Consider the following 24,405-nt stretch of genomic DNA (forward strand, 5'->3'; position numbering starts at 1 on the left):
GGTGGAGTATGCGGACGGATTCGGGCTGGCGCGTTCATCCAATACCACGCCGGTGGTGGTGATGCGCTTCGAGGGCGAATCGGCACAGGCATTGCAGCGCATCCAGGAAGAATTCCGGCGCGCCATCCTTGCCTGCAAGCCCGATGCGGCGCTCGATTTCTGACAGGCGCGTGATGCCGTGCGGTCTTTCCACGGATGAACGGACATTCTCTAACGTATATCAAAACGTCTCCGCGGAAAAAGCCTATTTTCAAAGAGGTTTGAAATCGGCGGTGACGTAACGGAATGCACGACTTTCAGGCGATTTTTTTCACTCGAGGGAAGAAGAAGAAAAATGTTTATCGATACGCGACGAGTTGAACAAGGTACTGCGGTTCAGGCCACTGTTTGCATTATCGGCGCAGGCGTTGCGGGTATCACGCTCGCAATGGAGCTGGACAAGCAGGGCATCGACGTCTGCCTTCTCGAAAGCGGTGGATTCTCACCGGACGATGGCACGCGCGATCTCTACCGCGGCGAGGATGTGGGCGAATGGCGCTACAACTTTGCCGACGGCAGCCGCAGCCGTTTTCTCGGCGGCAGCAGCAACTGCTGGGGCGGATGGTGCCGTCCGCTGGACCCGTGGGACCTGGAGCAGCGGGACTGGATTCCGTACAGCGGCTGGCCATTCGGCCTGGACGAACTGCTGCCTTACTATGACCGCACCCACTCGCTGCTCAAGCTCGGCCCGAACAACTACGACCCGGAATTCTGGGAGCGCTCGATCGGTCGCCCCGATGTGCGGCGACTGCCGCTGGTCACAGGCAAGGTGCGCGATACCATTTCGCAGTTCAGCCCGCCCGCGCGGATGGGCAAGCTTTATCGGGAAACGCTGAAACGCTCGGACCGCATTCGCGTGTTCCTGTATGCGAACGCGACGAATATCGACACTGACAGGTCGGCACACACGGTGACGCGCATCCAGGTTGCCACGCTGACCGGCAAGTACATGGAAGTGTCCGCGAAATACTATGTCGTCGCGACCGGCGGTATTGAAAATCCGCGCCTGCTGCTGGCGTCGAACAAGGTCTTGCCTTGCGGCCTGGGCAACGGCAACGATCTGGTCGGACGCTTTTTCATGGACCATCCGCGGCGCTATGTCGGCAACATCCGCTGGACCAAGGAATGGTCGCGCAACAAGCTTTCCGATGTGAAGTATCACTACATGAATTCGGCGGTGGCTGCGTTCGGCACGCATGTCGCGCATCAGTTTGCCTTGACCGAAGACGTGCTCCGCGAAGAAAAGCTGCTGAACGCGCGCGTCTGGTTCTGCTCCACCTTCCCCGGCGAAGGCAGCGAGGGCGCGCAGGCACTGTTCAGGATCAAGCAGGCACTGCTTCAGAAGGATCAGGAAGACTGGAGTCTGACCAAGGACGTCCTGACCATGTGCGCCCATCCGATCGATACTATCGGCTACGGCTATACCCGTCTGTTCCAGCCGCGCTGGCTGATCCAGGGCGTGAAGTTCCAGCTCATTGTGGAACCGGAACCCGATCCGAACAGCCGCGTGATGCTGTCGCCGTCGCAGAAGGACCAGCTCGGCATGAACCGTGTTCGCGTGGACTGGCGTCTGGGCAGGAACGTGCAGCGCACGATCGACCGGACGCTGGAAATCATGGCCGAGGAAATGCGGCGCACCGGCGTTGCCGAGGTTGAACTCGATCCGCCGATGGAAGGCAAGAAGTGGCCTTCGGACCTGGAGGGAACCTGGCACCACATGGGTACGACGCGCATGCATGATTCGCCGAAGTACGGCGTGGTAGACCGCGACTGCAAGGTGCATGGCATGTCCAATCTGTACGTTGCCGGCAGCTCGGTGTTTCCGACCGCGGGTGCGAACTTCCCGACCATCACGCTGGCGGCGCTGGCCTTCAGGCTGTCCGACCATATCGCTGCGCAGATACGCACATCCACTCTTCACCTGGCGGAAGAAGCGGCCTGACGGACCGCCAAGAGAGTTGAAGCAGCGTCGGTATTGATGCAACACCTGTCCGGGCGCCGTACCGGGCAGGTGCTTTTTTTCGGCAACGAGGTCTTGCCGCAGGAACAGTTCATCCGCCTAGCGGTTGCCACTGCGGCGAGGCTCTGGAACTCTCCGACATGACGACACATAAAACGATTCTGGTTACCGGTGCAGCGGGCTACATCGGCTCGCACACCAGCGTGGAACTCCTCGAAGCCGGCCATTCGATCGTCGCGCTCGACAACCTGTGCAACAGCTCCATCGAATCGCTCAAGCGGGTCGAGAAAATCACCGGCCATCTCATTCCATTCTATGACGCCGATGTGCGCGACAGGCTGGCATTGAATGCCTTGCTGAAGACGCATCGCATCGATGCCGCAATCCATTTTGCCGGACTCAAGTCGGTCGGTGAATCGGTCGAGAATCCGCTGGCGTATTTCGAAAACAATGTCACCGGATCGATCACGCTATTGCAGGCATTGCGCGATGCCGGCGTCAGGAAATTCCTGTTCAGCTCTTCGGCTACCGTCTATGGCGATCCGGAATCGGTGCCGATCAATGAGTCGGCGCGGCTCTCCGTCACCAATCCGTATGGACGTTCCAAGCTGATGGTCGAGCAGGTACTGGAAGACCTTGAGAAGTCCGACTCCTCGTGGGCGATCGGTGTACTGCGTTACTTCAATCCTGCCGGCGCGCATCCCAGCGGATTGATCGGCGAAGACCCGCGCGGCATTCCGAACAATCTGATGCCGTATGTCGCGCAAGTCGCGATCGGCAGGCGCGAACGCTTGTCGGTATTCGGCAATGATTACCCGACTCCGGACGGCACCGGCGTGCGCGACTACATCCACGTGGTCGACCTGGCGCGCGGCCATGTGGCGGCGCTGGCCGAACTGTTCCGCTCCGAGCAGGGCTTTACCCTGAACCTCGGCACCGGTCGCGGCTACAGCGTGCTGGAAATGGTGCGCGCGTTTGAAGATGCAAGCGGCCGCTCGATACCTTATCAGATCGTTGATCGTCGTCCGGGAGATGTGGCGGTGTGCTACGCCGACCCGAGCCAGGCGGCGCAGGTACTCGACTGGCGCGCGAAGAAAGGACTTGCTGAAATGTGCGCCGATCACTGGCGCTGGCAAAGCATGAATCCCGACGGCTTTCATGATACGCGCTGAACGCGATGACGAGCGTGTGGTCGCCGGCGCCTCAGGGACAATCCTCATGGATCGATCATGCGAGTAAGAAAACATCTTCGTCATGCGGCCTTGCTTGCCGCCTGCCTCGCCATTGTCTTTTCCGCCGCGTGCGACGAGGTAAGTGTGGATAACGACGTGCTGGCGGCTGTCGTGCCTGTCGCGAAGAAGACGCCGAAGACGGTCGTCAAGTCGCCATTCGGCCAGGATGCGTCGGACTATGTGCTGACCTTTGCGGAAGAGTTCGACACCTTCGACCGGCAGCGATGGAACGATCACACCTGGTACGAGACGCCCAATCCGACCAGGAACTATCTGGTCGAACACGGCGTGCTCAAGATCTGGCCGCAGCGCGACGCGTCCGGCAAGTTCTTCAACCGGACGCTCGACACGGATGGCAAGTTCGAGCAGACCTATGGCTATTTCGAAATCGAAGCGAAGCTCCCGCGCGGGAAGGGGACATGGCCGGCCTTCTGGCTCTTTGCGCATCCCGACAAGCGGCGCCCCGAGATCGACATCATGGAAGCGTATCCCGGTGGCGTCGAGCCCTGGGGAATGATCGATGACGCTGGCGTCGCGCGGCCGACCGCCTACGGAATGACCGTATGGCGCGATGATGGCATTTCAATCGGAAATCGCCAGTTCGACGCAGGCACCGACCTGTCCCTCAAGTTTCACAAGTATGCGGTGAAGTGGGAACCGCACGGACAGACTTTCTACTTCGACGGCAAGAAAGTGCTGGAAGTGGCAGAGCGCATGTCGGATCCGATGTATCTGATGGTCGACCTGTGGTTCGGCAGTTCGAGCGGCGAACCCGACGAAACAACGCCGCAGGGAAAATCGAATTCCTTCGAAGTCAACTACGTGCGGGCCTGGCAGTTCAGGCAGCACGCTCCCCGGCACTGAGAGCGCACTTCGGCAGGCAGCACCTGCAACCTACAGACCAGGCACGGCGGATACTGCGTTGCTCGTCGTTGCCACAGGCACCGCTATGTCGCCCCCTCGTGCCTTGTCTGCGCCGTTCCTGACCAGCAATCCTCAGACGCTCTTGGTGCTTCTAGCAACATCGCGCGCATAACCGAAAGTAGTGCTTTCTCAATCGGCATCGTGCCAAATTTTCCATTCTTCACAGATCGACAAGTTGTAACGACGAGTTACAAAAATTAAGTTCTATTTTATAGATTCCCCACGGAACTATTTCTGACTGGAAATGCTCAGAAGAAATTCTTGCTGAGCCACATCAGTAAATTTCATTCCGAAAAGGGGACCATCTTGTCGAATTTATCTTTCCATCGTTTATCGGTGTCTGCGCTGTCGTCCGCATGCGCAGCGGTGCTGCTTGCTGCTTGCGGCGGCGGCTCTGGAGATGCCGCAACACAGGACACTTCCGCCAACGCAGACGCGACGCTGCTGGCGACGACGACCTCCAGTACTACCAGCTGGAAGCGCTGCGCGGTTGAAGGCGGCACCTGCTCGTTTACCGGAACGCGGAAGGTGCGCTACGGCCTGAGCGGCAAGTACGCGACCAAGACGGCAACCGGTTCCATCGCCTGCACGAACGAAGTGTTCGGCGATCCGTATCCGGGCGCGGACAAGGTCTGCGATTATGCGACAACGACAACAACCACGGCACCTGCGCCTGCTCCCGCTCCTGCACCAGCACCTGCACCTGCACCGTCGACGACGACATGGACGCAATGCGCCGTTGAAGGCGGAACATGCTCGTTCTCCGGCACGACGCAGGTACGTTATGGTCTGGATGGAAAGTACGCGACCAAGACGGCAACCGGTTCCATCGCCTGCACCAACGAAGTGTTCGGTGACCCGTATCCGGGTGCGGACAAGGTCTGCGATTACGCAACAACAAGCACAACCACAGCGCCGGCTCCCGCACCCGCACCCGCACCTGCGCCGGCTCCCGCACCCGCACCCGCACCCGCACCCGCACCCGCTCCGGCCCCGGCACCTGCTCCGGCACCTGCTCCGACGACCGCTCCTGGACCGTACGGCCAGGATGCAAGTTTGTACACCTCCAGCTTCTCGGAAGAGTTCAACAGCTACAACACCAGCCTGTGGAACGACCATATCTGGTACGAGTCGTCCAACGCGACCAAGAACTACACCGTTGAAAACGGCACGCTGAAGATCTGGCCGCAACGCGATGCCAATGGCAATTTCTTCAATCGCACCATCGATACCGATGGCAAGTACTACCAGACCTACGGCTACTTCGAAATCGAAGCCAAGCTGCCGAAGGGCAAGGGCACCTGGCCGGCGTTCTGGCTGTTCAACCATATCGACAACCGTCGTCCTGAAATGGACGTGATGGAAGCCTATGCAGGCGGTGCAGCACCGTGGGGCTTTACCGATTCCAGCGGCGTGTCGCATCCGCAAGCTTATGCGCCGACCGTATGGAAGGGTGATTACGACGGCCAGTTGGTTGGTTCGCGCCAGTACGACACCGGGATGGACCTGTCCGCCGGCTTCCATAAATATGCGGTGAAGTGGGAAGCGAACAAGCAGACCTATTACTTCGACGGCAAGGAAGTGCTGACGCTGAATGTCTCGATGAGTGATCCGATGTACATCATGCTGGACCTGTGGTTCGGCAGCGCATCGGGCTCTCCGGACAACTCGACGCCGCAGGGGAAAGCCAACTCCTACGAAGTCAATTACGTCCGCGCATGGAAGTTCAAATAATGCAAGGTCGTCCCCGGCAACGAGGACACGCCCTAGCGTTGCATTGACTTGCAAGGAAGGCCAGCTCATATGCTGGCCTTCTTTTTTTGTTCTGCATCCTCACGCTCGCGCGCGACAGGCTTTCCATGGCGTTTCAACAAGGCGGCACAGCCGTCCGTATGGCGCCTTCCATGCCAATGCGCGGCACGCTCGCTTGCCATGTCATGCAAAAGAGCCAAGGGCATTGGCCATCGATTGATTGATGTGCGTGGCGCGAGCCTCGCTGTTTCAGCAAGACATTGCCGGTCTGTCCATGTCATCCATTCTGCCGGCGCCCCGGGTTTGCCACCTTCAATCTTGACGCCTCGACAAACTTGTTTGCAGGCTGCCAAGGAAAGCCTTGTCAAGACAATTACAAAGGCCAAAAAAAGCCCGCTTTCTTCATATTTCCCGGAACCATTTTCCGCAAAGCAAGCTCTGAAAGGCACTTGCTAGCGAGAATTATTGGCTATCATCAATCTGAAGAAAGAGGAACTATTTTGTATAAAATCACTTTTCACCGATTCGCGATTTCCGCACTGTGTTGCGCCTCCACAACTGTTCTGCTCGCCTGCGGTGGCGGTGGCGGCGTAGGCGATCCGGCTGCTGATGTATCCACAACGCAGACCCTCGCATCGACGCAAGCTGCTGCAAAAACCAATGCAAATGCTCCTTCCGCTGATGGCGGCGCTACAGCCACCGGTACGGCTCCCGCATCAACAACATCAACATCTACTATTCCTGAGGCTGTTTCAGCTCCCGCGCCTGCACCCAAGACTCCTTTTGGCCAGGACGCAGCTGCCTATTCACTGTCCTTCTCCGAAGAATTCGACAGCTTCAACAGCAGCCTTTGGAATGATCACATGTGGTATGAATCATCCAATGCGACCAAGAACTACACGGTCGAAGACGGCAAGCTGAAGATCTGGCCGCAACGCGATGGCAATGGCAACTTCTTCAACCGCACGGTCGATACCGACGGCAAGTATTACCAGACCTACGGCTACTTCGAAATCGAAGCCAAGCTGCCGAAGGGCAAGGGCACCTGGCCGGCGTTCTGGCTGTTCAACCATATCGACAGCCGTCGTCCTGAAATGGACGTGATGGAAGCCTACGCAGGCGGCGCGGCTCCGTGGGGCTTTACCGATTCCAGCGGCGTCTCGCATCCGCAAGCCTATGCGCCGACCGTATGGAAGGGCGATCAGGAAGGTCAATTGGTCGGCTCGCGCCAGTACGACACAGGTACGGATCTGTCCGCCGGCTTCCACAAGTACGCTGTGAAATGGGAGCCGAACAAGCAGACCTATTACTTCGACGGCAAGGAAGTGCTGACGCTGAACGTGACGATGGGCGATCCGATGTACATCATGCTGGACCTGTGGTTCGGCAGCGCATCCGGTTCTCCGGACAACTCGACGCCGCAGGGGAAAGCCAACTCCTACGAAGTCAATTACGTCCGTGCATGGAAGTTCAAGTAATGCAAGACGTTCCCCCCGGCGGGAACGCTTGATCAACTTGATCAGCGAAGAAGGCCAGCTCATATGCTGGCCTTTTTTTCGCCGCCCGTTTTTATCAAGATTAATGCGGGAGTGCGTCGCAAACGCCATCGGGATGCGCTCGATCTATGACTATCGTTGTAATAACTCAAAAGATTGCATGAACGTTGGATGATACTGTGAGATGCAATGCCAGAGGGCCATAGCGTGCCGACAAGCGCTGCGACCTGCGCGGCGATTTATGCGTTGCGCCAAGCGAATGGTTCTGGATGTTCAACAATCCGCCGGATGCGGGCCGGCTGTCGCATTGCCTCGCTATCGAATCATCACCACGGCGGCAACCATGAGGTATTGCGATCTGACGATTTCCTGCTACGACAATGAAGTACCGTCGTTTGTTGAGTCGGAAATCGAACGTCTCTACGGCAATATTTTTTCGTCCCTGCGCGGATTCAGGACCTATGGCTGGACTGAAACGAATACCAGTACATATGTCGCTCGGAAGAGCGGAAAGATCAGCGCGCTGATCCTGTTCGAACGGCGAAACGGAAAGGCCCGCGTATTGAATGAGGGGATCAGAATCAGCGGCGAGGAACTGGACCGTTTTGCTGATTACCTCTTCGCGACCGATGAGTCGCTCAATGTCATCTCCTTCAAAGCGGTTGAGACTGACATCCGCAAGTCGCGCTTTCCCTTGCAGCGATTTAACCAGCTTGAAGACCTCGCCCTCGCTTTTCCCTCGACGAGGGAAGAATATCTTGCCCGCCTGGGGAAAAACACCCGGCGCAACATCAAGCGCTACACCGATCGCCTGCTGCGAGCATTTCCGTCGTTCCGCTTCGAAGTCTGCGAGAGCGAGAACGTGAATGAAAAGGATATCCGCACCCTGATCGCATTCAACCGCGCCCGCATGGCCGGCAAGAACGTGGTGTCCTCCTTCGATGAAGAAGAGACGCGGCAAGTCGTCGATTTGGCAAAGTCATGCGGCCTGGTCGGTATTGCCAGGATCGACGGGCAGATATGCGCGGGCGCGGTCAGCTTCAAGGCAGGCGACAACTATTTCCTCAACCTGCTTTCGCACGACCCGCGATACGACGATTACTGGGTCGGCTTTCTCTGCTGCTATCTGACGATGTGTGAATGCATTGACCGCGGCGGCAGGGAGTTTCACTTTCTTTGGGGACGGTATGAATACAAGTACGCGCTCGGCGCCAAGCCGCGCGACCTCGATAACGTGAACGTGTACCGGTCACGCTTGCAAGTCTTGCTTAACGCGGACTTTGCATGGAAGGCTGCGCGGGAGGGCTATTTCCGTCGTGCCAAATGCTGGCTCAAGTATGACGACAGTTCCCTTTCGAAACATCTCAGAGAATTCATCGCGGACCTGTTCATCTTGCGGCGCTCGCTATCCGACATGTTCGGCAGCAGGAGGCGGGCATTGATCCGATCGACGCAGGAAAACTAAAACGAATCGCCGCCTGACGCGCTTCCAGGATGAATCCGGGGCGCCGGGTGCAGGGGGATTTTCTGGAAGAGGAGTGCGTTTCTATGTTGCTGCCTGTCGCGAGGCCATCGTGGTCTCTTCAAGGATTCATCACCTGCAGGATAGGTTGAGGAATTCACCTCAGTGCCCGACATCCCCGTCTGTCGGCAACTTTTCCATTAATCAACGAAACGCGGATCACGGATCGACATCACACCGCCTGGGCGAGGCGAATGGGGCCGACGCATTCGGTCTTTTTCATGATTTACGTCATCTATCGTTCCGCTGTACACATTAAGATTAATCCATGACAAGACTTGCCATCATTACCAACGAGCCTCCGCCATATCGCCTTCCCGTGTTTCAGCGCGTCAGCCGCACGCCGGGCATTACCCTGCAAGTGATATTCTGCGCCAGGCGAGAACCGAATCGTCATTGGGACCTGCCGCCCTTTGAGTTCGACCATGTCTTTCTGCGCGATCGGATCAGTACCGTCAACGGGCGTTATATCCACAACAATCCGGATGTCATACCCGCGCTCAGGCGTTTCGCACCCGATCTGCTGGTGATCGACGGCTTGAACCCGACCCAGCTCTATGCTTTCTGCTATGCGTGGATCAAGGGCATACCGCGCATCCCGCTCACCGACGGCACCTTTTTGTCCGAGCAAAAGCTGAGCAAGGTCCACAAGCTGATCCGGAGCATCGTGTACTCGCACTCCTCGGCCTACCTGTCCGCGAGCCTGGGTGGCCGCACGCTTTATGAGAGTTACGGCGTCGCTCCCGAGCGTTGCTTTCGCTCATATCTTTGCACGGACAACGATGCTTTCATGCAAGCCAGTGAAACGACGGAGAAGAAATACGATCTGATTTTCTGCAGCCGTATCGTCGCCGAGAAAGGCCCGCTGTTTGCGCTTCATGTCGGAAGAGAAACTGCCAGGCGGCTGGGGCGCAAGGTCAAGATGCTGTTTGTCGGTTCCGGCGACGAAGAAGAACGACTGAGAGCCGCGGCGGCACAGCAAACCGACCTGGTGGAGAGCGATTTCCATGGATTCGCCAAGCAGAAGGAATTGCCTTCCCTGTACCGCTCGGCACGCATCTTCCTGTTTCCCACGCATGATGATGTATGGGGCGTGGTTGCCAATGAGGCGTGTGCTGCCGGCTTGCCTGTCATCGTCTCGCCCTATGCCGGCGTGGCGGGAGAATTGGTGGTCAACGGGGAAAACGGTTTCGTATGCGACCTGGACGCCGAATTGTGGGCGGACCGCGCAGCACTGTTGCTGACGCAGCCGGAACTCCTCGAAAAATATTCCCGGCGCAGCCTGGACCTGGTGCGTGAATATTCCTTCGATAACGCCGCAGCCGGCCTGGTTGATGCTTGTCGATTCGCCATGGCGGCGGCCGTGAGCAGCAAGGCGCGGCGTCTGGTGTAAGGCGGGAGTGTCGGCATGTCATTTACTTCTTTTACTTAATCCTTGTCCTATGAATGGTTTCGGCAGCAAGCTATGGAAATAATCCGGAGTTGACGATGGGACCTCTGTTTACCTGCTCCATTGACGACGGTCATCCATCTGACCTGAAAACGGCCGAGATGCTGCACAAGCACGGCTTGAGCGGCACGTTTTACATTCCGATCAGGAATTGCGAAGGCGATGCTGTCCTGACCGAACCGCAGATCCGGGATCTCGGACGTCTGTTCGAAATCGGCTCGCACACCTACGATCATCGTTACCTGAAAAAGGTCGACATCTGGCAGGCATACCATCAGATCAATGACGGCAAGAGGAAATTGGAAGACGTGCTCGGTGCGCCGGTGAACGGATTCTGCTATCCGGGCGGGCGCTACTGTCCGCGCGACGTTGAACTGGTCAAGGCTTGCGGCTTCACCTATGCAAGGACAACGATGAACCTGTGTTTCGGCACGGGCAACAAACCCTATGAAATGCCGACCACCATTCAGTTCTACCCGCATGACAGAGCGGTCTACATGCGCAACTTCCTCGGCTCGGGCAATTGGTACAACCGGATTGACGGACTTCTGCTGGCCATGCAGCATGAAAACTGGATTCGCCGGCTCTACGCCATGTTCGACCATGCGTGCAGGAACAACGGCACCTTCCATCTATGGGGGCACTCGAAGCAGATCGACCAGTTGAATGCGTGGCATGAGCTGGACGTCTTCTTCAAGCATGTTGCCTCCAGAATCGCGTCGCCTCGCCGACTAAGCAACGAACAACTTGCGGCCCGTGCCATGTGGGTGCCGGAGCCTGGCATCGCGCATTCCATCTGAAGCCATCCAGCTTCACCCGCAGACATCTCCATATCAGGATACTGATTTCCGCCGCCGGCGGATGCGCGGCTGCACGACTCACGTCGTGCGGCCCGCTGCTGTCATCCTGTCACGAGCGCGTGCACCCGCGACAGGATGACGGTCTTGACTATTGGGACGCCTCGTCGCCAGTTTTCCCGTCCACATGCCTGGCGGCGGCGTGCACGATGCGTGGGTTGACGAAGGGATTCCCCTGGAGAACGATATATCGCTGACCGAGCAATGCCGCGGCTTTGGCGTTGATATGGTTGCCGTCCTTGTAGAGCGCGATGTTTTGCATGTAAGTCTTGCATTCCGTCTTGTCGCACATGACACGCTTGGGATCGATGACCAGCACCTGCGGATTTTCCGCCTTGACCTTGTCGATGATCGCATCCGGCGAGGCCTGGCTCTGCGCGACAAAGCGGTAGGGAATATTGCAGTTACGGTTGGGTGTTATCCAGCCGCGCTTGCGATAAAGAATGCAACGCGACAGATCGGGCTCATAGAAGGGATTGTCCTTGAACAGGACAGGCGTGGCTCCCGTTCTCATGATCCTGTCCACGAGCCGCGGAATCTTCTGGTCGAAGTGACGACCCGGCTCGGACCAGAAGCCGGCGATGACCACGTACTTGAAATTGCCTGCCAGCGCCAGCAGATCCTCGTTGCGCTTTTGACAGGTCGAGGCCTCTTCCGCGGTCTTCACGCCGGACGGCGGGAGGTCGGTGGGGAAGCAGCCGCCCTGCACATGGAACACCGCCTTGAGGCCGGCGTCCTTCGCCAGTTGCTCCACGAAAGGCTTGAAGTGATTCGCGTGCGAGTCGCCGATCAGCAGAATGTCGGCTCTCTTCTGATTCGTGTCGCCAAACGCGCAGTGCTCCATCAAGTGCGCCATCGTGACCTTCTGATAATCCTCCGCGCGGATCGAGCAGGCTCGTGCCAGATCCCGCTCGAAGGAATAGCTGGAGATGAGATCCCGAATCTCGCTGGAGAAACGATCCGGCGCGCCTTCCGTCACATAGGAATACAGGCCGACCGTCATGAACGCCGCGGCAGGTACGAGATAGAGTTGCAGAAAGGCTTTCCGGAAGCGGATCGTCTTGTTGCGCCGGATCGGACTTTCCACGCACTGCCAGGTCAGGTAAGCCAGCGCGAAAGCGAGCGCAATGGCGGCAGTGATCACCGGCACGCTGAAATCGATCTTGCGATATCGCAGGAAGGAGAAAATCGGCCAGTGCCACAGATAGAGGGAATAGGAAATCAGGCCGACAAAGACAAAGGGGCGGCTGGCGAGTATCGGCTTGATCACGTTATCCGCGTTGCCGGCATAGATCACCAGCGCCGCGCCGATGCAGGGGTAGAGCGAATTGATGCCGGGGAAGGGCGTCTCCTGGTCGATCAGGAAAAGAGAGCCGAGCATGAGTGTCATGCCGATGGTCGCAAGCACGTTTGGCACGACACCCGGCCGAGCCGGAACCCGCTGCGCGAGGAAGAAGGCGAGCGCGCCGATGATCAGTTCGTGTGCACGCGAGGTGAGCAGGAAGTAGGACTTGATTTCACCAGTCTTGAACTGGGAAATCGCGACAAACATGAGGCCGAGCAAAAGCAGCGCGGAGACGATATGCCGTCTGGAATAGCGAAAGAGGATGATCAGCAGGACAGGGAAGACGAAATAGAACTGCTCTTCGACGGACAGCGACCAGGTATGCAGCAGTGGAAATTCTTCCGTGCGCTGTCCGAAATATCCCCAGCTCAGCATCGAGAAGAAAACATTCGACAGGAAGGCCCACGACGCTGCCAGCGACGTGGTGTAGAAGATGTAATCGTTGGGAATCAGCAGATAGGTGGACACGGCCAGCGTGGCCAGCGCGACGACGATGTACGCCGGGAAGATGCGCTTGATGCGTCGTGTGTAGAACTCGGTGAAGGAGAAGTTGCCGGCTTGGATGCCATTCGCAATGAGCCCGGTGATGAGATATCCGGAAATCACGAAGAAAATGTCCACGCCGATGAAGCCGCCGGGGACGATGCGCGAGCTGGCATGAAAGGCGACAACCGCGAGTACGGCAATCGCGCGCAGGCCGTCGATATCGGGCCGATAAGAATGTGTTGGTGTGGCTGATTTCAATGTCATGGGCAGATGCTGGGAAAGGCAGAAGTTTTAACGCGGCACGAGCGGAATTCTGCTTGCCGATTCCTGAACAGAGAGGCCGACATGCGACTGGCGCACGGCCAGATTTCCATGCAGGGCCGGGCCGGCACCTGCCTGATTCGCAATGGATCTCGTTATCGACGCCATTCGCACTATCGGTGTGCGACGAAGTGTCTATGATTCCATTTCTGGCTGTTACATGATTGATGTGGCGTAAGCGCGGGATTTGAGCACACGCAATTCAAATGCGCATGAGAAATGCTTGTTCGGAGGCTGAACGCGTTGTGACAGCAGAGCCCGCAAATGGGGCCGGCCGGAAATTTTCATTATCGGGCACGCAAGGATTATGCGTCGCTCAGCGGAAGTTTTGCGACGACAATCTGGCGCAGGAATCCGAGCACGAACAAGGTATTGGTCACCAGATAGCGCTTGAACAGGCGACGCGGTTCGGAGCCGAGTCGATACAGCCATTCCAGCCCATTGCGCTGCCACCACAAGGGCGCGCGCTTGATGACGCCGGCGTGATAGTCAAAGGCGGCGCCGACACCGATCATGACCGCATTGATGCGGCCGCGATGGTCGGCCATCCATTTCTCCTGCTTCGGACAGCCGAGGCCGACGAAGACGACATTCGCTTCCGAGCTGTTGATCTCCTCGATCGACTGTTCATCCTCCTGCAGCGACAGAGGGCGGAAGGGCGGCGATGACATGCCGGCGATGCGCAACAGCGGGAATTTCTTGGCAAGCGCAATGCGCAGTTTCGCAAGGGTCGCGTCGGTGCTACCGTAGAAGTACACCTTCTGATCCAGGCGTTCTGCCTCGGCGAGGTATTTCATCATCAGGTCCGGACCGTTGATCCTTTCCTGCGAGGAATGGCCCAGGCGACGCAGCGCCCAGGCGATCGGTGCGCCATCCGGCGTTGCCATGTCCGCATTGTTGACCGCGATCTTGAATTCGACGTCGCGCGTCGTGGTCACCACCGAATGCACATTGCAGATACAGACATAGCGCGACTCCCGCGCCGCGCCCCATTGCGTGATGCGTGCAATCGCATCATCCCACGACAGCGCGTCGATGAATGCTTCGAGCACGGCCTGGCCCTCACGCGGCGCGACGTTCTCTGTGTCCTGTAGAAATAGCATCTTCATATATATCCATGAGCATTTCGTAATTGCGATCCGGCGTGTATTGCGCGTCATACTCGGCGCGCGCCGCATGGCCCATGCGCGCCATCTGTTCCGGGTGTTCGTTTGCCCAGTCTATCTTCGCGGCCAGATCGGCCGGATCGGCGGGATTGAAAAGCAGCCCGGTCACACCGTCATGCACCATATCGGCGAGGGCACCCAGGCGGCTTGCGATCACCGGCAGGCCGCAGGCAAACGCCTCGACGATCGTGCGCGGCGAGTTCTCATAACAGATGCTCGGAAGGACCATGAAGCGTGCCTTGCCCATGCGCTCCATGATCTCGGTCAATGGCCGCACGCCGAGATAGCGTTCACCGAAAGCGTCTTTCACTGCCGCTTCCATCGGGCCACCGCCGACGACTTCAATCTGTGCTTCGCGGGTGAGCGGCATGGCTGCCGTCAGCACGCCAATGCCTTTCTCCGGCGAGAGTCGTCCGACATACAGTCCTCCGCTACGACCGCCCCACACGGGCGATACGGCCGCTTGCACGAAGTTCGGCTTGATCCTGAATCGTTCAGCCGGCAAGCCGCCTTCGATGTATTTGTCGCGCGCAAACCGGTTGAGTGCGATGTAACGCGTCACGCGTTCCCGATAAGTTCCGATCATGCGGTGGGTGGCCAGCATGGCGGTGATCACTGCCGATTGCGCTGCCGAATCGCGGTAGCATTTTCTGGCGACCGAGCGCCACGGCAGTTTTCCGATGCAGTCCTCGCAGATTTTCCCGTCGCGCAGGAATATCGCTTGCGGGCAGAGCAGGCGGAAGTTGTGCAAGGTTTGCACGACCGGCACGCGCCTCTTTGCCGCGGCCCAGTACAAGGACGGCGAGATGAGGGGAAAGGTGTTGTGCACGTGGATGACGTCAGGTGCAAAACGGTCGCACAAGCTGTCGATCTCGGCGGCGGAGCGCTGCGACCAGATCGCCGACACGGCCGCCGCCGAGCGAGACATCTCCTTCAGTGCATCGTTGTGCTGGGCGTAGACTTCGACCTCGTGCCCGAACTGGCGCAGCAATGCGATCTCGGCGTCGACGACCATGTCTTCTCCGCCTCGATGTTGATATGCATTGTGTGCGATAAGTATTTTCATGGTTTATGCATGCCGCGCGAATGGCGCCGGCTGTTCGCTTCGGCCGTTCAACGGCTTTCCTTGCCTGTGTTCCCGCGCTTTCCGGAATTTTTCTTTCTCAGGGCGTAGCGACAGGCGTCGACAATGCCTGCAGCAGCGTGGTCGAAGGTATAGTTGCTGACCAACGACCCGCTCCGTTTTGCGAGTCGCCGGTACAGCACCTCGTCGGCGAGCAGGGCTGCAACACGCGCCACCCACAGGGAGGTGTCCAGCTCGCAGATGAAACCGTTTTCCGCGTCAACCACGAGTTCCCCGGCGACTCCCGCGTGCGGCGACACGATCGTGGGCAGGCCGGCCGCACAGGCTTCATTGGCCACCACGCCCCACACGTCGCGGGCTGTCGGAAACAGGAAGATGCGCGCTGACCCATAGAGGGCGGGCAATTCATCCTGCGATGCATGGCCATGAAATTCCGCCTCGATCAGGGACGACTTGTTTTCCGCTTCCGCCTTCACCTGTTCTTCCTGCTCGCCGGTACCGATGAAGAGGATGCTGATCTTGCGATTGAGCAGTCGCGCGGCGCCTTCGGCAACCGCCAGCGCGAACAAGGGATTTTTTTCCTGCACCATCCGTCCGCAGAAAACCAGATCGTGCTTTTTTTCTTCATGGTCGACCTGCCTTGCATAAAAATCATTGTCGATGCACAGGCACGACTGGAAGCAACGATTGGCGGGAACGCCATAGCTCCGGTACAAGCGCATGCCGCCATGGCTGGCGGCGATGAAAGCCTGCGAACGGGAATAGACCAGGCGGCGTATCAGCTTGTGCGGCCCGCTCAGCGATCTCTCGGAGATCTCGGTGCCGTCCGTCATGGGAACATGCGGAATGCCACTCGCCAGCGCATAAGCGAATGCATAGAGGAATGTCGGGTTGAAACCGGTGGTGACGATGACATCCGGAGCAAGCCGTCTCAACGCACCGAACACATCGGGATTGTTGTGGATGAAGTTCGACCCGCGCGTGAGAAAACGTTCCTTCAGAAAGACATGATTGAAACGGAGCGGTGGCAACTCCCACTGCCGGTTCGGTTCGCGCGCGCTGCAGAAAATCGCACGCAGGTCGACTCCCGGCATGCTCCCGATCTTCTCGTAGATCGGGATTCGAAATGGCGGCGGGTGGTTGGTGATCAGCGCAATCCGTACCGACGATATGTCGCACACCGGTCCCGATTGATGCGGTGATTCAATGGCGGCGGCAAGGCGTCTCGCCTTGCTTTTCGATTCATCCATCCTGGAATACTCGATTGGCTTCGACATGGCAGAAACTTCCCCTGCGAAACGGCCCTCCGCTATGCTCGACAAACGAGGTGACATCAGCGTTTTCATCCGGTATGTGCTTTTATTGTGGTGCCGACTATGCGGCTTCGATATGCTGCTCTCTGAATTTTGATCGCGACCCGTGCACGCGTTCCGCGTTAGATCAAAGCCGATGACTTTCTCGGGGTTTCTTTTGTAACATAGTGTGTACATTCCTCGGCAACACCGGGCAGCGCAGCCGCATCCGGACGCCGCCCGGATGGCGCGTCTCTGGATGCAAGCCGGTATCTATGACGCGTTTACGACTTGGTGCGCCGCCAGCCGAGCATGCCGTCGAGCCGTCCCAGGGTGGTTGCAAACCCGAGGGCAAGTTCCGCGCCGAACGATCCTTTCAACAAGGGGCGCAGCAGCGGCGCCGCCAGACCGCGCGCAATCACCCATGCCGGCAGGCGATGTTTGGCGTACAGGGCGCCGGTGCCGCGCGCACGATGCCTTACAGCGAGACGGGCCTGCCTGGTCGCCTGCGGTTTTTCCGGGTTGATTGCATGATGCACTTCTGCCAGTGGCTCGTACGCAAACTGCGCCCCGGCACCCAAGGCCCGCAGGACAAAGTCAGTTTCTTCGCCTGCACCAAACCACTGCCCGACGCCGAGACGGGCGTCGAAGCCACCGATTTCCTTGAACAGGGCGCGATGGCAGAACAGAGTGATGGAACTGACGGGGATGTCGCGGAAAGCGCGGGACCGCTCCCATGACAAGGAGGCGGCGGACAGAGGTTGTTCGTCCTGCTCGACCCAGCGCACGATCAGGCCGGTCGGCTTGTCCGGACGATTGAAGCGAACCGCCAGGCGCTCGAGGAGGCGAGCGTCGTACCAGCAGTCGTCGTCGGGGAAGCCCAGCCACTTTCCCTTGGCGGCGTCAATGCCGGCATTGCGGGCTGCGGCGAGATTGGCCGGATGATGCTTCAGGTGCTTGACCGCGATGCCCAGATAACGGGCGCGCTCCAGATGCGAGAGCAAGCGGTCGTCGTCGTTCTGGTCGACGACCACCACTTCGAAATTGCTATAGGTTTGTCCGGCCAGCGATTCGAACAGGCGACCGAGCTCATCGGTTCTTCCGACGGTTGCCAGGATCAGCGAAATATCAGGCCGTCTCATGCGTTCCCCTTCGCCTGGATGATGCGACGGCGCCGCACGAAGTAACGCGCGTAATGCGCCAGGCGTTCGATCGGGTTGTTGCTGGCATAGGTCAGCCGCACGCGGAAATCCTCAGCCATGGCCGCGAGGCGAGTGCGTGAAGACGTGGACAGGCTGCCTTCATGCTCGCGGAAAGCGGTCAGCGCATCATCCAGTTGCACTGGATCGCTCAGCGTGGCCAGCTTCAGCCAAAGGTCATAGTCCATCGCATACTTCAGGCTGGTATTGAAGCCGCCGGCACGCAGCATCAGATCGCGTCGCACGAAGGTCGCCGGGTGCGGTACGAAATTGCCGCGCAGGAGATTGTTGTAGCTGAAGCGCGGCGCGACATAATTGTCAGGCCGCAGCTCATGTCCGATCAATGCCATGGTGCGGCCGAACAGCCAGCCGCGTCCGCTATCTTCCAGGCGGCGCGCGACGGTGGACAGCACATCCGGACGCAGATAGTAGTCGTCCGAATGCAGATAGGCGATCACGTCGCCGGTGGCGACACGCAGTCCTTCATTCATGGCACGGCTGACACCGCCGCGCACGTTTTCCAGAAGCTTGTAGGGACGGTGCAGTGCATGAATCTGCGCGAGCGTGCCATCCTTCGATCCGCCGTCGACAAAAATGTATTCAATGTGCGGATGGTCCTGCGCCAGCACCGATGCGATCGATTCATGCAGATACTGAGCGCTGTTCCAGGTGCAGGTAATGACGGAAAAAGTAAGTGCCATGAACTAACCCATTAACAAGTGGAATGGCCCGAAGAAGCCTGGTAAATTTGCAATAACTTTTGCGCCGCGTCGTCGGCGCTGCCTAATCCATCCGGCGCGAAACCATAGCTGTCGCGCGGCTTGAAGCTGATCAGATCGTTCACGAGCGACGGCATGTCCGGATGCAATCGCAACTGCCCGGGTTCCCCTTGATAGGCGGCGAGCTCCGGCGTGCCTCCTCGATGCAGGGCGAAGGTTGGCTTGCCCAGAAAAAGTCCTTCCAGCACGGTCGTCGCACATGACTCCTCGCAAATCGAGGGCACGACCACGGCGCTCGATGCGGCAGCCAGTTTCAAGGTCTTGTCCTGCGAACACCAGCCGAGAAACTGGACCTGGTTGCTTTCAAAGTGGCCACGCAAGCGCGCTTCATCCCCGCCGTCGCCGACCACCGTGACGCGCATGTGGGAGGGAAGGCGCGGAACGAGCGTTTGCAGGAAATGCTCGACACCTTTTGCCGGATAGAGCTTGCCCGCGATGAACACATGGAATTCGTTGGAGGGGGGAAGCATTGTGGCCGCTTCGCGGATGTCCTCCAGCAGCGCGCGATCCACGAAATTGTGCACGGTGGCTCCCCAAGGGCCGGGGCCGAGGGTTCGGGTGAGATTGCACGCCAGCAGCTGGGACACAAATACCGTCTTGTGCCTGCGGAAGCTCTCTGCCACTTCGCCTCGGAACTTTCGTACCGCGATCGCCGACACCTTGCGCTGCAGGGCATTCGGCTTCTCGCGCAGGCAAGCCGCGCAATCTTCCGGATTCGCTGACGTGCAGATTTCGCCGTTCTTGAAACGCGTATGCCGAAAACAATCGCTGCCCTGGTCATGGCGGGTCTGGACAAAGTTGAGATCCGCCGGCAGGAACAGCGCAACATTCGGGAGGTGCCCGTGGTAGTGCACCACGTCATAGTTCGGCGCGTGCCGCATGATGATGGATGCGAATCGCCTGGCCAGCGCGGTTCGCTTCGGTGGCATGTACATGCCGAGGCTGATTTCTTTCCAACCCGCGTGATAGCCGTTCAGCTCCCCGATAAAACGGCCGCCGAACTGGCCCTCCTCGCCGCACACGGTAATCGGATGTTCATCGTTGCCGAGAATGTCGACCGCATGGCCGGCGCGTACCAGCGCACGCGCAAGATTCAGGACATGCTTGGCAAGGCCACCCATGCTGGGATACGGAATGTCTTCGCTGACGAGTAGAATGCGCATCAATACTATCCTCAAGAACGAAGCCGTCGGGCAAAGGCCATCATGGCGGCACGTTCATCCACGTCGACGATCAGGAACAGGCCGGCCAGGGTCAGCGTCAGCAAGGCAGCCGACACGATCGCCACCGTTCCGACCAGTCCGGCCGGCATCAACCACTTCACGGGCAGCAGCGCGCAGATGATCAGTGCGCCGACCGCGAGGCTGCGTCCGAAGCCGGTCCGCAGGGTTTCCGTGAATGTAATCGGCACGGTGCGGCCATGCACGAAGAGCAGGAAGCCGATGCCAAGTGCCGCCGACGACAGCAGATGTCCGGTCGCGGCGCCGACAATGCCGCCCGTGGTTGTGCCAAGGTAGACCATCGCCACGCCGAGGACGCCATTGGTCAGTGCGAACCTCCCGCTGATGCGAGGATGGCCAAGCGCGTCGTTGACCAGCGAGGGGATGTTGGTGAGCGAATCGACCAGCAGCGCCAGGGTCATGAGCACCAGCACCGGATAGCCCTTCAGCACGAACTCTTCGCCGACCCAGCGCCGCAGGAACTCGTCGCCGGCCAGCACGATCACGCCAAGCGCGGCCAGGTTGATGTAGGTGACATAGCGCATTACACCGAGGTAGACCGGGCGCAGTTCGTTGATGCGGCCGGCCCCGGCGAGTGCGGACGCGCGCGGATAGATCACGCTGGAGAGACGATAGGTCAGGCCCAGTATGCGGCCGGCCAGCGTAACCGGAACGGTGTAGAAGGTGAGGGCGACCGGCCCCGCGATCGCGCCGACGATCAGCTTGTCGGCGTGCTGATGCAGGGTCGATGCGATCTTGCTGAGATAGGCATAGGCGCTGAACGATGTGAGCGAAGCACGTACTTCCTTGCGCGGCCAGCACGGTGCGAGACCGAGATCGAATCCGCGAATCAGCCACACGAGGTACAGCAAGTTCACCGCCGAGACAGCGACGCGCACCGCGATCACGCCGGCAATGCCGGCACCGGCAAGCGCCGCGGCAACCGAGGCAAGATTCACGACGATGCCGAAGAAAGCCTCGCTTTGCGCCGAACGGTCATAGCGCTGCAGCGATTGCGGAACGACCAGCAGATAGTTTTGCGCCTGCGACAAGGCGAAGCCGAGCGCGCCGATCTGAAACGCCTGCACCGTTGCTTCATGCATCGCCGGCGTGACTTCGAAGAAGCGGTTGACCAGTGCATGCGCGCCGAAGAACACTACGGTCGCCCCGAGCATTCCGAGCAGGCCGTAGAACATGATGCCGAACCAGAAGGTCTCGGCAAAACGCTGACGGTCGTTCGACGCATGATGCTCCGACAAATACTTGATCGCACCGGCGCTCAGGTTGACGTCGAGTACGCCGAAGTAGCCGATCACCGAGCCGACCAGCGTGACGATACCGAAGCCTTCGGTACCGAGCGCATGAATCAAGAGCGGCACGGTCGCGAGGGCGACCACCATCGGGACCGCCGAACCGGTCAAATTCCACAGGGAGTTACGCAGCAGCATATTGGGATTGTTGGTAGAGGTATCGACGGACCTGGTAGTTCTGCATGCCGACCGCCACGAACGGCAGTGCCAGCGTGAAGCCGAGCATCATCATGCTGCGGAATTCGATGATCGGCGTACCGATCAGCAGGGTAGGGATCCAGAACAGGAAACCCGCAAAGCCGGCATCCGCGATCAGGCGCTCCTTGCCTGCGAGATGGTTTCGATGCTTGCGGTAAAAGGAAACATAGGCGCCGAGGATGCAGACAAACAGCGTCAGGCCGACAAATCCGGTCTTCAGCAGGACGTGTCCGAACCCGCTATGGACGAAGCTGAAATCGTTGCCGTGGTAGGACAGCGCGTCCTTGTCGCCGACGAAGGTGCCCCATGTGCCCCGGCCGAACAGCCAGTTCCCATCCATGCTTTGCGCCGCCGCATACAGCTCGTAGAAACGGTTTTCCTTGATGCCGCCCCGATCCGGTGCAATGTCGTAGATCAGCGATTCAAGGACGCCGCCCGTGGTGTTGAATTGCAGCCGCTGCTGGAAGAACACGGACGCAACCACCACCAGCGCCGACGCGCCGAGCATGGCAAACACCAGCTTTCTCCTTCCCGGCAACCGCAGGAACAGGAAGCCGAACATCAACGCAAGCCCGATCAGCGAGGAGCGACGGAAGGACAAGGCCACAGCGGCAATCTCCAGTCCGATGAACATCAGGATCAGCAGCCGGGTATACCAGCGCATCTTGAACTGCGGCGTGGTCAGGAGCCATGCCGCGCAGAACGCGGCCAGCGCTGCCACGAAGTTGTCGTTGATGTCGAAGAAAAAGATCTTGATGTCGAGACCTTCGAAGTTCCGATAGGGATTGGCGCTGTCGCCGTCGAACAGGAAATAGCGAACTGCGCCGAATGCCGCCCGGATGCCGGCCAGCGCGAGAATGGTCACCAGCAGCCGCGTCGAATCCTTGTCCTTGTCGAGCGCCATGATCACGATATACATGAATATCAGCATGTTCAGGATATTGAACACGCCGTTGTATCCGAGGATGACGTTGAGGTCGATGCCCAGCATGAGTCCCATGACGACATGGGACAGCAACAGAAAAATGAAGGCGACGAAATATTTCGAAATCGGCGGTGCCAGTTGTGGGCCGTGTCGGGTGGCCATGCGCTTGATCAGCGCCGCCACGCCCGAAATCAGCAGAATCAGATTCAGCAGCGAGAAATAAAACATCCCCGCGCCGCGAGAATAAATGGTCGCCTCCTGTTCGATCTGTCCCCATGTCGAATCGGAAAACATGAACAGAACGCCCAATAAACCGAACACGATCAGTTTCGGCGCCTTGATGAATATCCCGGCAACAAGCGGGATGACGAATAGCGCGGCAAGGAGATTAATGAGAATCTGGCCTGTTGTCAGTGCTGGTGTCATGGCTGTGTTCAGTGGGTTGAACGGGAGTCCAATCGGATGTGCTCACGACCGGGTCAACGCGGATGCCGTCGGCGTTCAGAGAGCGGATGCTCCGTCGACGATGGCCGCCGGGCAAGCAACAGTGCGGATTTAGATAGCTGCTGATCGCGAACCGGCGGCACGCTTCATTTGCCGCTCTTCATGTGCACCAAGCGCGGCTGGGCGATCGCTGTTTCCTCTGCGCCGCCGCGACGGTCTCGGCATGCCGGGCACGACTCTTCCTGGTACGCAAGCTTCATCTCGATGGCCTGTTCATGTTCCAATCATCTGGTTCGGCGAAAGCGCAAGCATTTTTCGTTCCCTGCCCGCGCACTTCGTTTTCCATAGTCGATTCAAGCTGTTCCCGAGCAATTACTGCTGTTGCTGCTCGGCCTTGAAGCATTCATAGGTCTCCTTGATGCCTTCACCCAGGCGCATGCCGGGCCGCCATCCCAGAGCTGTCAGTTTTGCCGTGTTCATCAACTTGCGCGGTGTGCCATCCGGCTTGCTGGAGTCGAACTCGATCGCGCCATTGAAGCCCACCACTTTCCTTATGATCTCTGCAACTTCACGTATTGTGACGTCCTCGCCTGTCCCTACATTGATATGGGACAACATAGGCGTCGTATGCTTTTCATAGGTATTACGATCGAGGTCCATGATGTGCACGCAGGCATCCGCCATGTCATCGACATACAGGAACTCGCGGCGCGGCGTACCTGTTCCCCAGATCACCACTTTGTCTGCACCGCTCATCTTTGCTTCGTGGAAACGACGAATCAGTGCGGGAATCACATGGCTGTTTTCCGGGTGATAGTTGTCGCCCGGTCCGTAGAGATTCGTCGGCATCACGCTGCGGAAATCGGTGCCGTACTGACGGTTGTAACTCTCGCACATCTTGATGCCGGCAATCTTCGCGATGGCGTAAGGCTCGTTGGTCGGCTCCAGCGATCCCGACATCAGGAACTCTTCCCTGATGGGTTGCTCGGCCAGGCGCGGATAGATGCAGGACGACCCCAGGAACAGGAGCCGCTTGATGCCGCTGCGCCATGCTTCATGAACGACATTCGATTGCACCATCAGGTTGTCGTAAATGAATTCGGCCGGATAAGTATTGTTGGCATGGATGCCGCCGACGCGCGCGGCCGCAAGATACACCTCGTCGATCTGCTCAGATTCAAAGAATGCGCGCACCTGCGCCTGGTCGGTCAACTCCAGCTCGGCATGCGAGCGTGTGACGATGTTGTTGTAGTCGCGCTTTCGCAGCGCACGCACGATAGCCGAGCCGACCAGACCGCGATGCCCGGCGACGTAAATCCGTTTGTTCAGGTTGGGTTTCATTATTCACTTCCTCTCGATGGGTTGCGGGCCAGCCCGATCGCGAATCGTCCGATGCCCGGGTTG

18 protein-coding genes and 1 pseudogene are annotated in these 24,405 nt (G+C 58.7%); 9 read left to right on the forward strand and 10 right to left on the reverse strand.

Features of this window, described 5'->3' with window-relative positions; genetic code table 11:
- The 9 genes and pseudogenes from VJ651_RS06615 to VJ651_RS06655 all read left to right on the forward strand — a co-directional run.
- Positions 1 to 163: pseudogene (locus tag VJ651_RS06615) on the forward strand (phosphomannomutase/phosphoglucomutase); the annotation flags it as partial.
- 171 nt (positions 164 to 334) lie between these two features.
- Positions 335 to 1,981, forward strand: a complete 1,647-nt coding sequence (locus tag VJ651_RS06620; RefSeq protein WP_324106681.1) for a GMC family oxidoreductase — start codon at positions 335 to 337, stop codon at positions 1,979 to 1,981.
- Positions 1,982 to 2,139: 158 nt separating this feature from the next.
- Positions 2,140 to 3,171 carry a UDP-glucose 4-epimerase GalE gene (gene galE, locus VJ651_RS06625; RefSeq protein ID WP_324106682.1) on the forward strand — a complete coding sequence of 344 codons (1,032 nt, stop codon included), beginning with the start codon at positions 2,140 to 2,142 and terminating at the stop codon, positions 3,169 to 3,171.
- Between the two features lie 57 nt (positions 3,172 to 3,228).
- Complete coding sequence (locus VJ651_RS06630; RefSeq protein ID WP_324106683.1) at positions 3,229 to 4,095, forward strand: glycoside hydrolase family 16 protein; 867 nt, start codon at positions 3,229 to 3,231, stop codon at positions 4,093 to 4,095.
- Between the two features lie 366 nt (positions 4,096 to 4,461).
- The gene (locus VJ651_RS06635; protein WP_324106684.1) at positions 4,462 to 5,889 is read left to right on the forward strand and encodes a glycoside hydrolase family 16 protein; all 1,428 of its coding nucleotides are present in this window, start codon (positions 4,462 to 4,464) and stop codon (positions 5,887 to 5,889) included.
- A gap of 881 nt (positions 5,890 to 6,770) precedes the next feature.
- Positions 6,771 to 7,385: a glycoside hydrolase family 16 protein gene (locus VJ651_RS06640; RefSeq protein ID WP_324106685.1), complete on the forward strand. Its 615-nt coding sequence runs from the start codon at positions 6,771 to 6,773 to the stop codon at positions 7,383 to 7,385.
- A gap of 361 nt (positions 7,386 to 7,746) precedes the next feature.
- Positions 7,747 to 8,868, forward strand: coding sequence for a GNAT family N-acetyltransferase (locus tag VJ651_RS06645; protein ID WP_324106686.1), 1,122 nt, complete (start codon positions 7,747 to 7,749; stop codon positions 8,866 to 8,868).
- 325 nt (positions 8,869 to 9,193) lie between these two features.
- Positions 9,194 to 10,318: a glycosyltransferase family 4 protein gene (locus VJ651_RS06650; protein ID WP_324106687.1), complete on the forward strand. Its 1,125-nt coding sequence runs from the start codon at positions 9,194 to 9,196 to the stop codon at positions 10,316 to 10,318.
- Positions 10,319 to 10,413: 95 nt separating this feature from the next.
- The gene (locus VJ651_RS06655; protein WP_324106688.1) at positions 10,414 to 11,175 is read left to right on the forward strand and encodes a polysaccharide deacetylase family protein; all 762 of its coding nucleotides are present in this window, start codon (positions 10,414 to 10,416) and stop codon (positions 11,173 to 11,175) included.
- Between the two features lie 148 nt (positions 11,176 to 11,323).
- On the opposite strand, the gene VJ651_RS06660 is transcribed toward VJ651_RS06655, so the two are convergent.
- The 10 genes from VJ651_RS06660 to fcl all read right to left on the reverse strand — a co-directional run bounded on the left by VJ651_RS06660 (position 11,324) and on the right by fcl (position 24,342).
- Positions 11,324 to 13,327 (reverse strand): acyltransferase family protein, encoded by a 2,004-nt coding sequence (locus VJ651_RS06660; protein ID WP_324106689.1) that lies wholly within the window; start codon positions 13,325 to 13,327, stop codon positions 11,324 to 11,326.
- Between the two features lie 362 nt (positions 13,328 to 13,689).
- Positions 13,690 to 14,493, reverse strand: a complete 804-nt coding sequence (locus tag VJ651_RS06665) for a WecB/TagA/CpsF family glycosyltransferase (protein WP_324106690.1) — start codon at positions 14,491 to 14,493, stop codon at positions 13,690 to 13,692.
- Positions 14,447 to 15,565, reverse strand: a complete 1,119-nt coding sequence (locus VJ651_RS06670) for a glycosyltransferase family 4 protein (RefSeq protein WP_324106691.1) — start codon at positions 15,563 to 15,565, stop codon at positions 14,447 to 14,449. Before VJ651_RS06670 ends, VJ651_RS06665 begins: the two co-directional genes overlap by 47 nt.
- 98 nt (positions 15,566 to 15,663) lie before the next feature.
- A complete protein-coding gene (locus VJ651_RS06675; protein ID WP_324106692.1) occupies positions 15,664 to 16,911 on the reverse strand; it encodes a glycosyltransferase family 4 protein in 1,248 nt (415 codons plus the stop codon).
- A 299-nt stretch (positions 16,912 to 17,210) separates the two neighbouring features.
- Complete coding sequence (locus tag VJ651_RS06680; protein ID WP_324106693.1) at positions 17,211 to 18,068, reverse strand: glycosyltransferase family A protein; 858 nt, start codon at positions 18,066 to 18,068, stop codon at positions 17,211 to 17,213.
- Positions 18,065 to 18,826, reverse strand: coding sequence for a glycosyltransferase family 2 protein (locus tag VJ651_RS06685; protein WP_324106694.1), 762 nt, complete (start codon positions 18,824 to 18,826; stop codon positions 18,065 to 18,067). The genes VJ651_RS06680 and VJ651_RS06685 overlap by 4 nt, the downstream gene beginning before the upstream one ends.
- 11 nt (positions 18,827 to 18,837) lie before the next feature.
- Entirely contained in the window at positions 18,838 to 20,067 is a 1,230-nt protein-coding gene (locus VJ651_RS06690; protein WP_324106695.1) for a glycosyltransferase family 4 protein, read from the reverse strand.
- Between the two features lie 11 nt (positions 20,068 to 20,078).
- On the reverse strand, positions 20,079 to 21,572 hold the full coding sequence (locus VJ651_RS06695) for an oligosaccharide flippase family protein (RefSeq protein WP_324106696.1): 1,494 nt from the start codon (positions 21,570 to 21,572) through the stop codon (positions 20,079 to 20,081).
- Positions 21,559 to 22,983: an O-antigen ligase family protein gene (locus VJ651_RS06700; RefSeq protein WP_324106697.1), complete on the reverse strand. Its 1,425-nt coding sequence runs from the start codon at positions 22,981 to 22,983 to the stop codon at positions 21,559 to 21,561. Before VJ651_RS06700 ends, VJ651_RS06695 begins: the two co-directional genes overlap by 14 nt.
- Positions 22,984 to 23,373: 390 nt before the next feature.
- Positions 23,374 to 24,342, reverse strand: a complete 969-nt coding sequence (fcl, locus tag VJ651_RS06705) for a GDP-L-fucose synthase (protein WP_324106698.1) — start codon at positions 24,340 to 24,342, stop codon at positions 23,374 to 23,376.
- Between the last annotated feature and the right edge of the window lie 63 nt (positions 24,343 to 24,405).

Origin of the sequence: Noviherbaspirillum sp. (assembly GCF_035254865.1) — a bacterium.
In the GTDB taxonomy this organism is placed as follows: domain Bacteria; phylum Pseudomonadota; class Gammaproteobacteria; order Burkholderiales; family Burkholderiaceae_D; genus Noviherbaspirillum.

What these genes read in the sequence shown, in the direction of transcription:
- VJ651_RS06620 (WP_324106681.1), top strand. Translation starts at nt 335, where the DNA reads ATGTTTATCGATACGCGACGAGTTGAACAAGGTACTGCGGTTCAGGCC.
- galE (WP_324106682.1), top strand. Translation starts at nt 2,140, where the DNA reads ATGACGACACATAAAACGATTCTGGTTACCGGTGCAGCGGGCTACATC.
- VJ651_RS06630 (WP_324106683.1), top strand. Translation starts at nt 3,229, where the DNA reads ATGCGAGTAAGAAAACATCTTCGTCATGCGGCCTTGCTTGCCGCCTGC.
- VJ651_RS06640 (WP_324106685.1), top strand. Translation starts at nt 6,771, where the DNA reads ATGTGGTATGAATCATCCAATGCGACCAAGAACTACACGGTCGAAGAC.
- VJ651_RS06645 (WP_324106686.1), top strand. Translation starts at nt 7,747, where the DNA reads ATGAGGTATTGCGATCTGACGATTTCCTGCTACGACAATGAAGTACCG.
- VJ651_RS06650 (WP_324106687.1), top strand. Translation starts at nt 9,194, where the DNA reads ATGACAAGACTTGCCATCATTACCAACGAGCCTCCGCCATATCGCCTT.
- VJ651_RS06655 (WP_324106688.1), top strand. Translation starts at nt 10,414, where the DNA reads ATGGGACCTCTGTTTACCTGCTCCATTGACGACGGTCATCCATCTGAC.
- VJ651_RS06660 (WP_324106689.1), bottom strand. Translation starts at nt 13,327, where the DNA reads ATGACATTGAAATCAGCCACACCAACACATTCTTATCGGCCCGATATC.
- VJ651_RS06665 (WP_324106690.1), bottom strand. Translation starts at nt 14,493, where the DNA reads ATGAAGATGCTATTTCTACAGGACACAGAGAACGTCGCGCCGCGTGAG.
- VJ651_RS06670 (WP_324106691.1), bottom strand. Translation starts at nt 15,565, where the DNA reads ATGGTCGTCGACGCCGAGATCGCATTGCTGCGCCAGTTCGGGCACGAG.
- VJ651_RS06675 (WP_324106692.1), bottom strand. Translation starts at nt 16,911, where the DNA reads ATGTCGAAGCCAATCGAGTATTCCAGGATGGATGAATCGAAAAGCAAG.
- VJ651_RS06680 (WP_324106693.1), bottom strand. Translation starts at nt 18,068, where the DNA reads ATGAGACGGCCTGATATTTCGCTGATCCTGGCAACCGTCGGAAGAACC.
- VJ651_RS06685 (WP_324106694.1), bottom strand. Translation starts at nt 18,826, where the DNA reads ATGGCACTTACTTTTTCCGTCATTACCTGCACCTGGAACAGCGCTCAG.
- VJ651_RS06690 (WP_324106695.1), bottom strand. Translation starts at nt 20,067, where the DNA reads ATGCGCATTCTACTCGTCAGCGAAGACATTCCGTATCCCAGCATGGGT.
- VJ651_RS06695 (WP_324106696.1), bottom strand. Translation starts at nt 21,572, where the DNA reads ATGCTGCTGCGTAACTCCCTGTGGAATTTGACCGGTTCGGCGGTCCCG.
- VJ651_RS06700 (WP_324106697.1), bottom strand. Translation starts at nt 22,983, where the DNA reads ATGACACCAGCACTGACAACAGGCCAGATTCTCATTAATCTCCTTGCC.
- fcl (WP_324106698.1), bottom strand. Translation starts at nt 24,342, where the DNA reads ATGAAACCCAACCTGAACAAACGGATTTACGTCGCCGGGCATCGCGGT.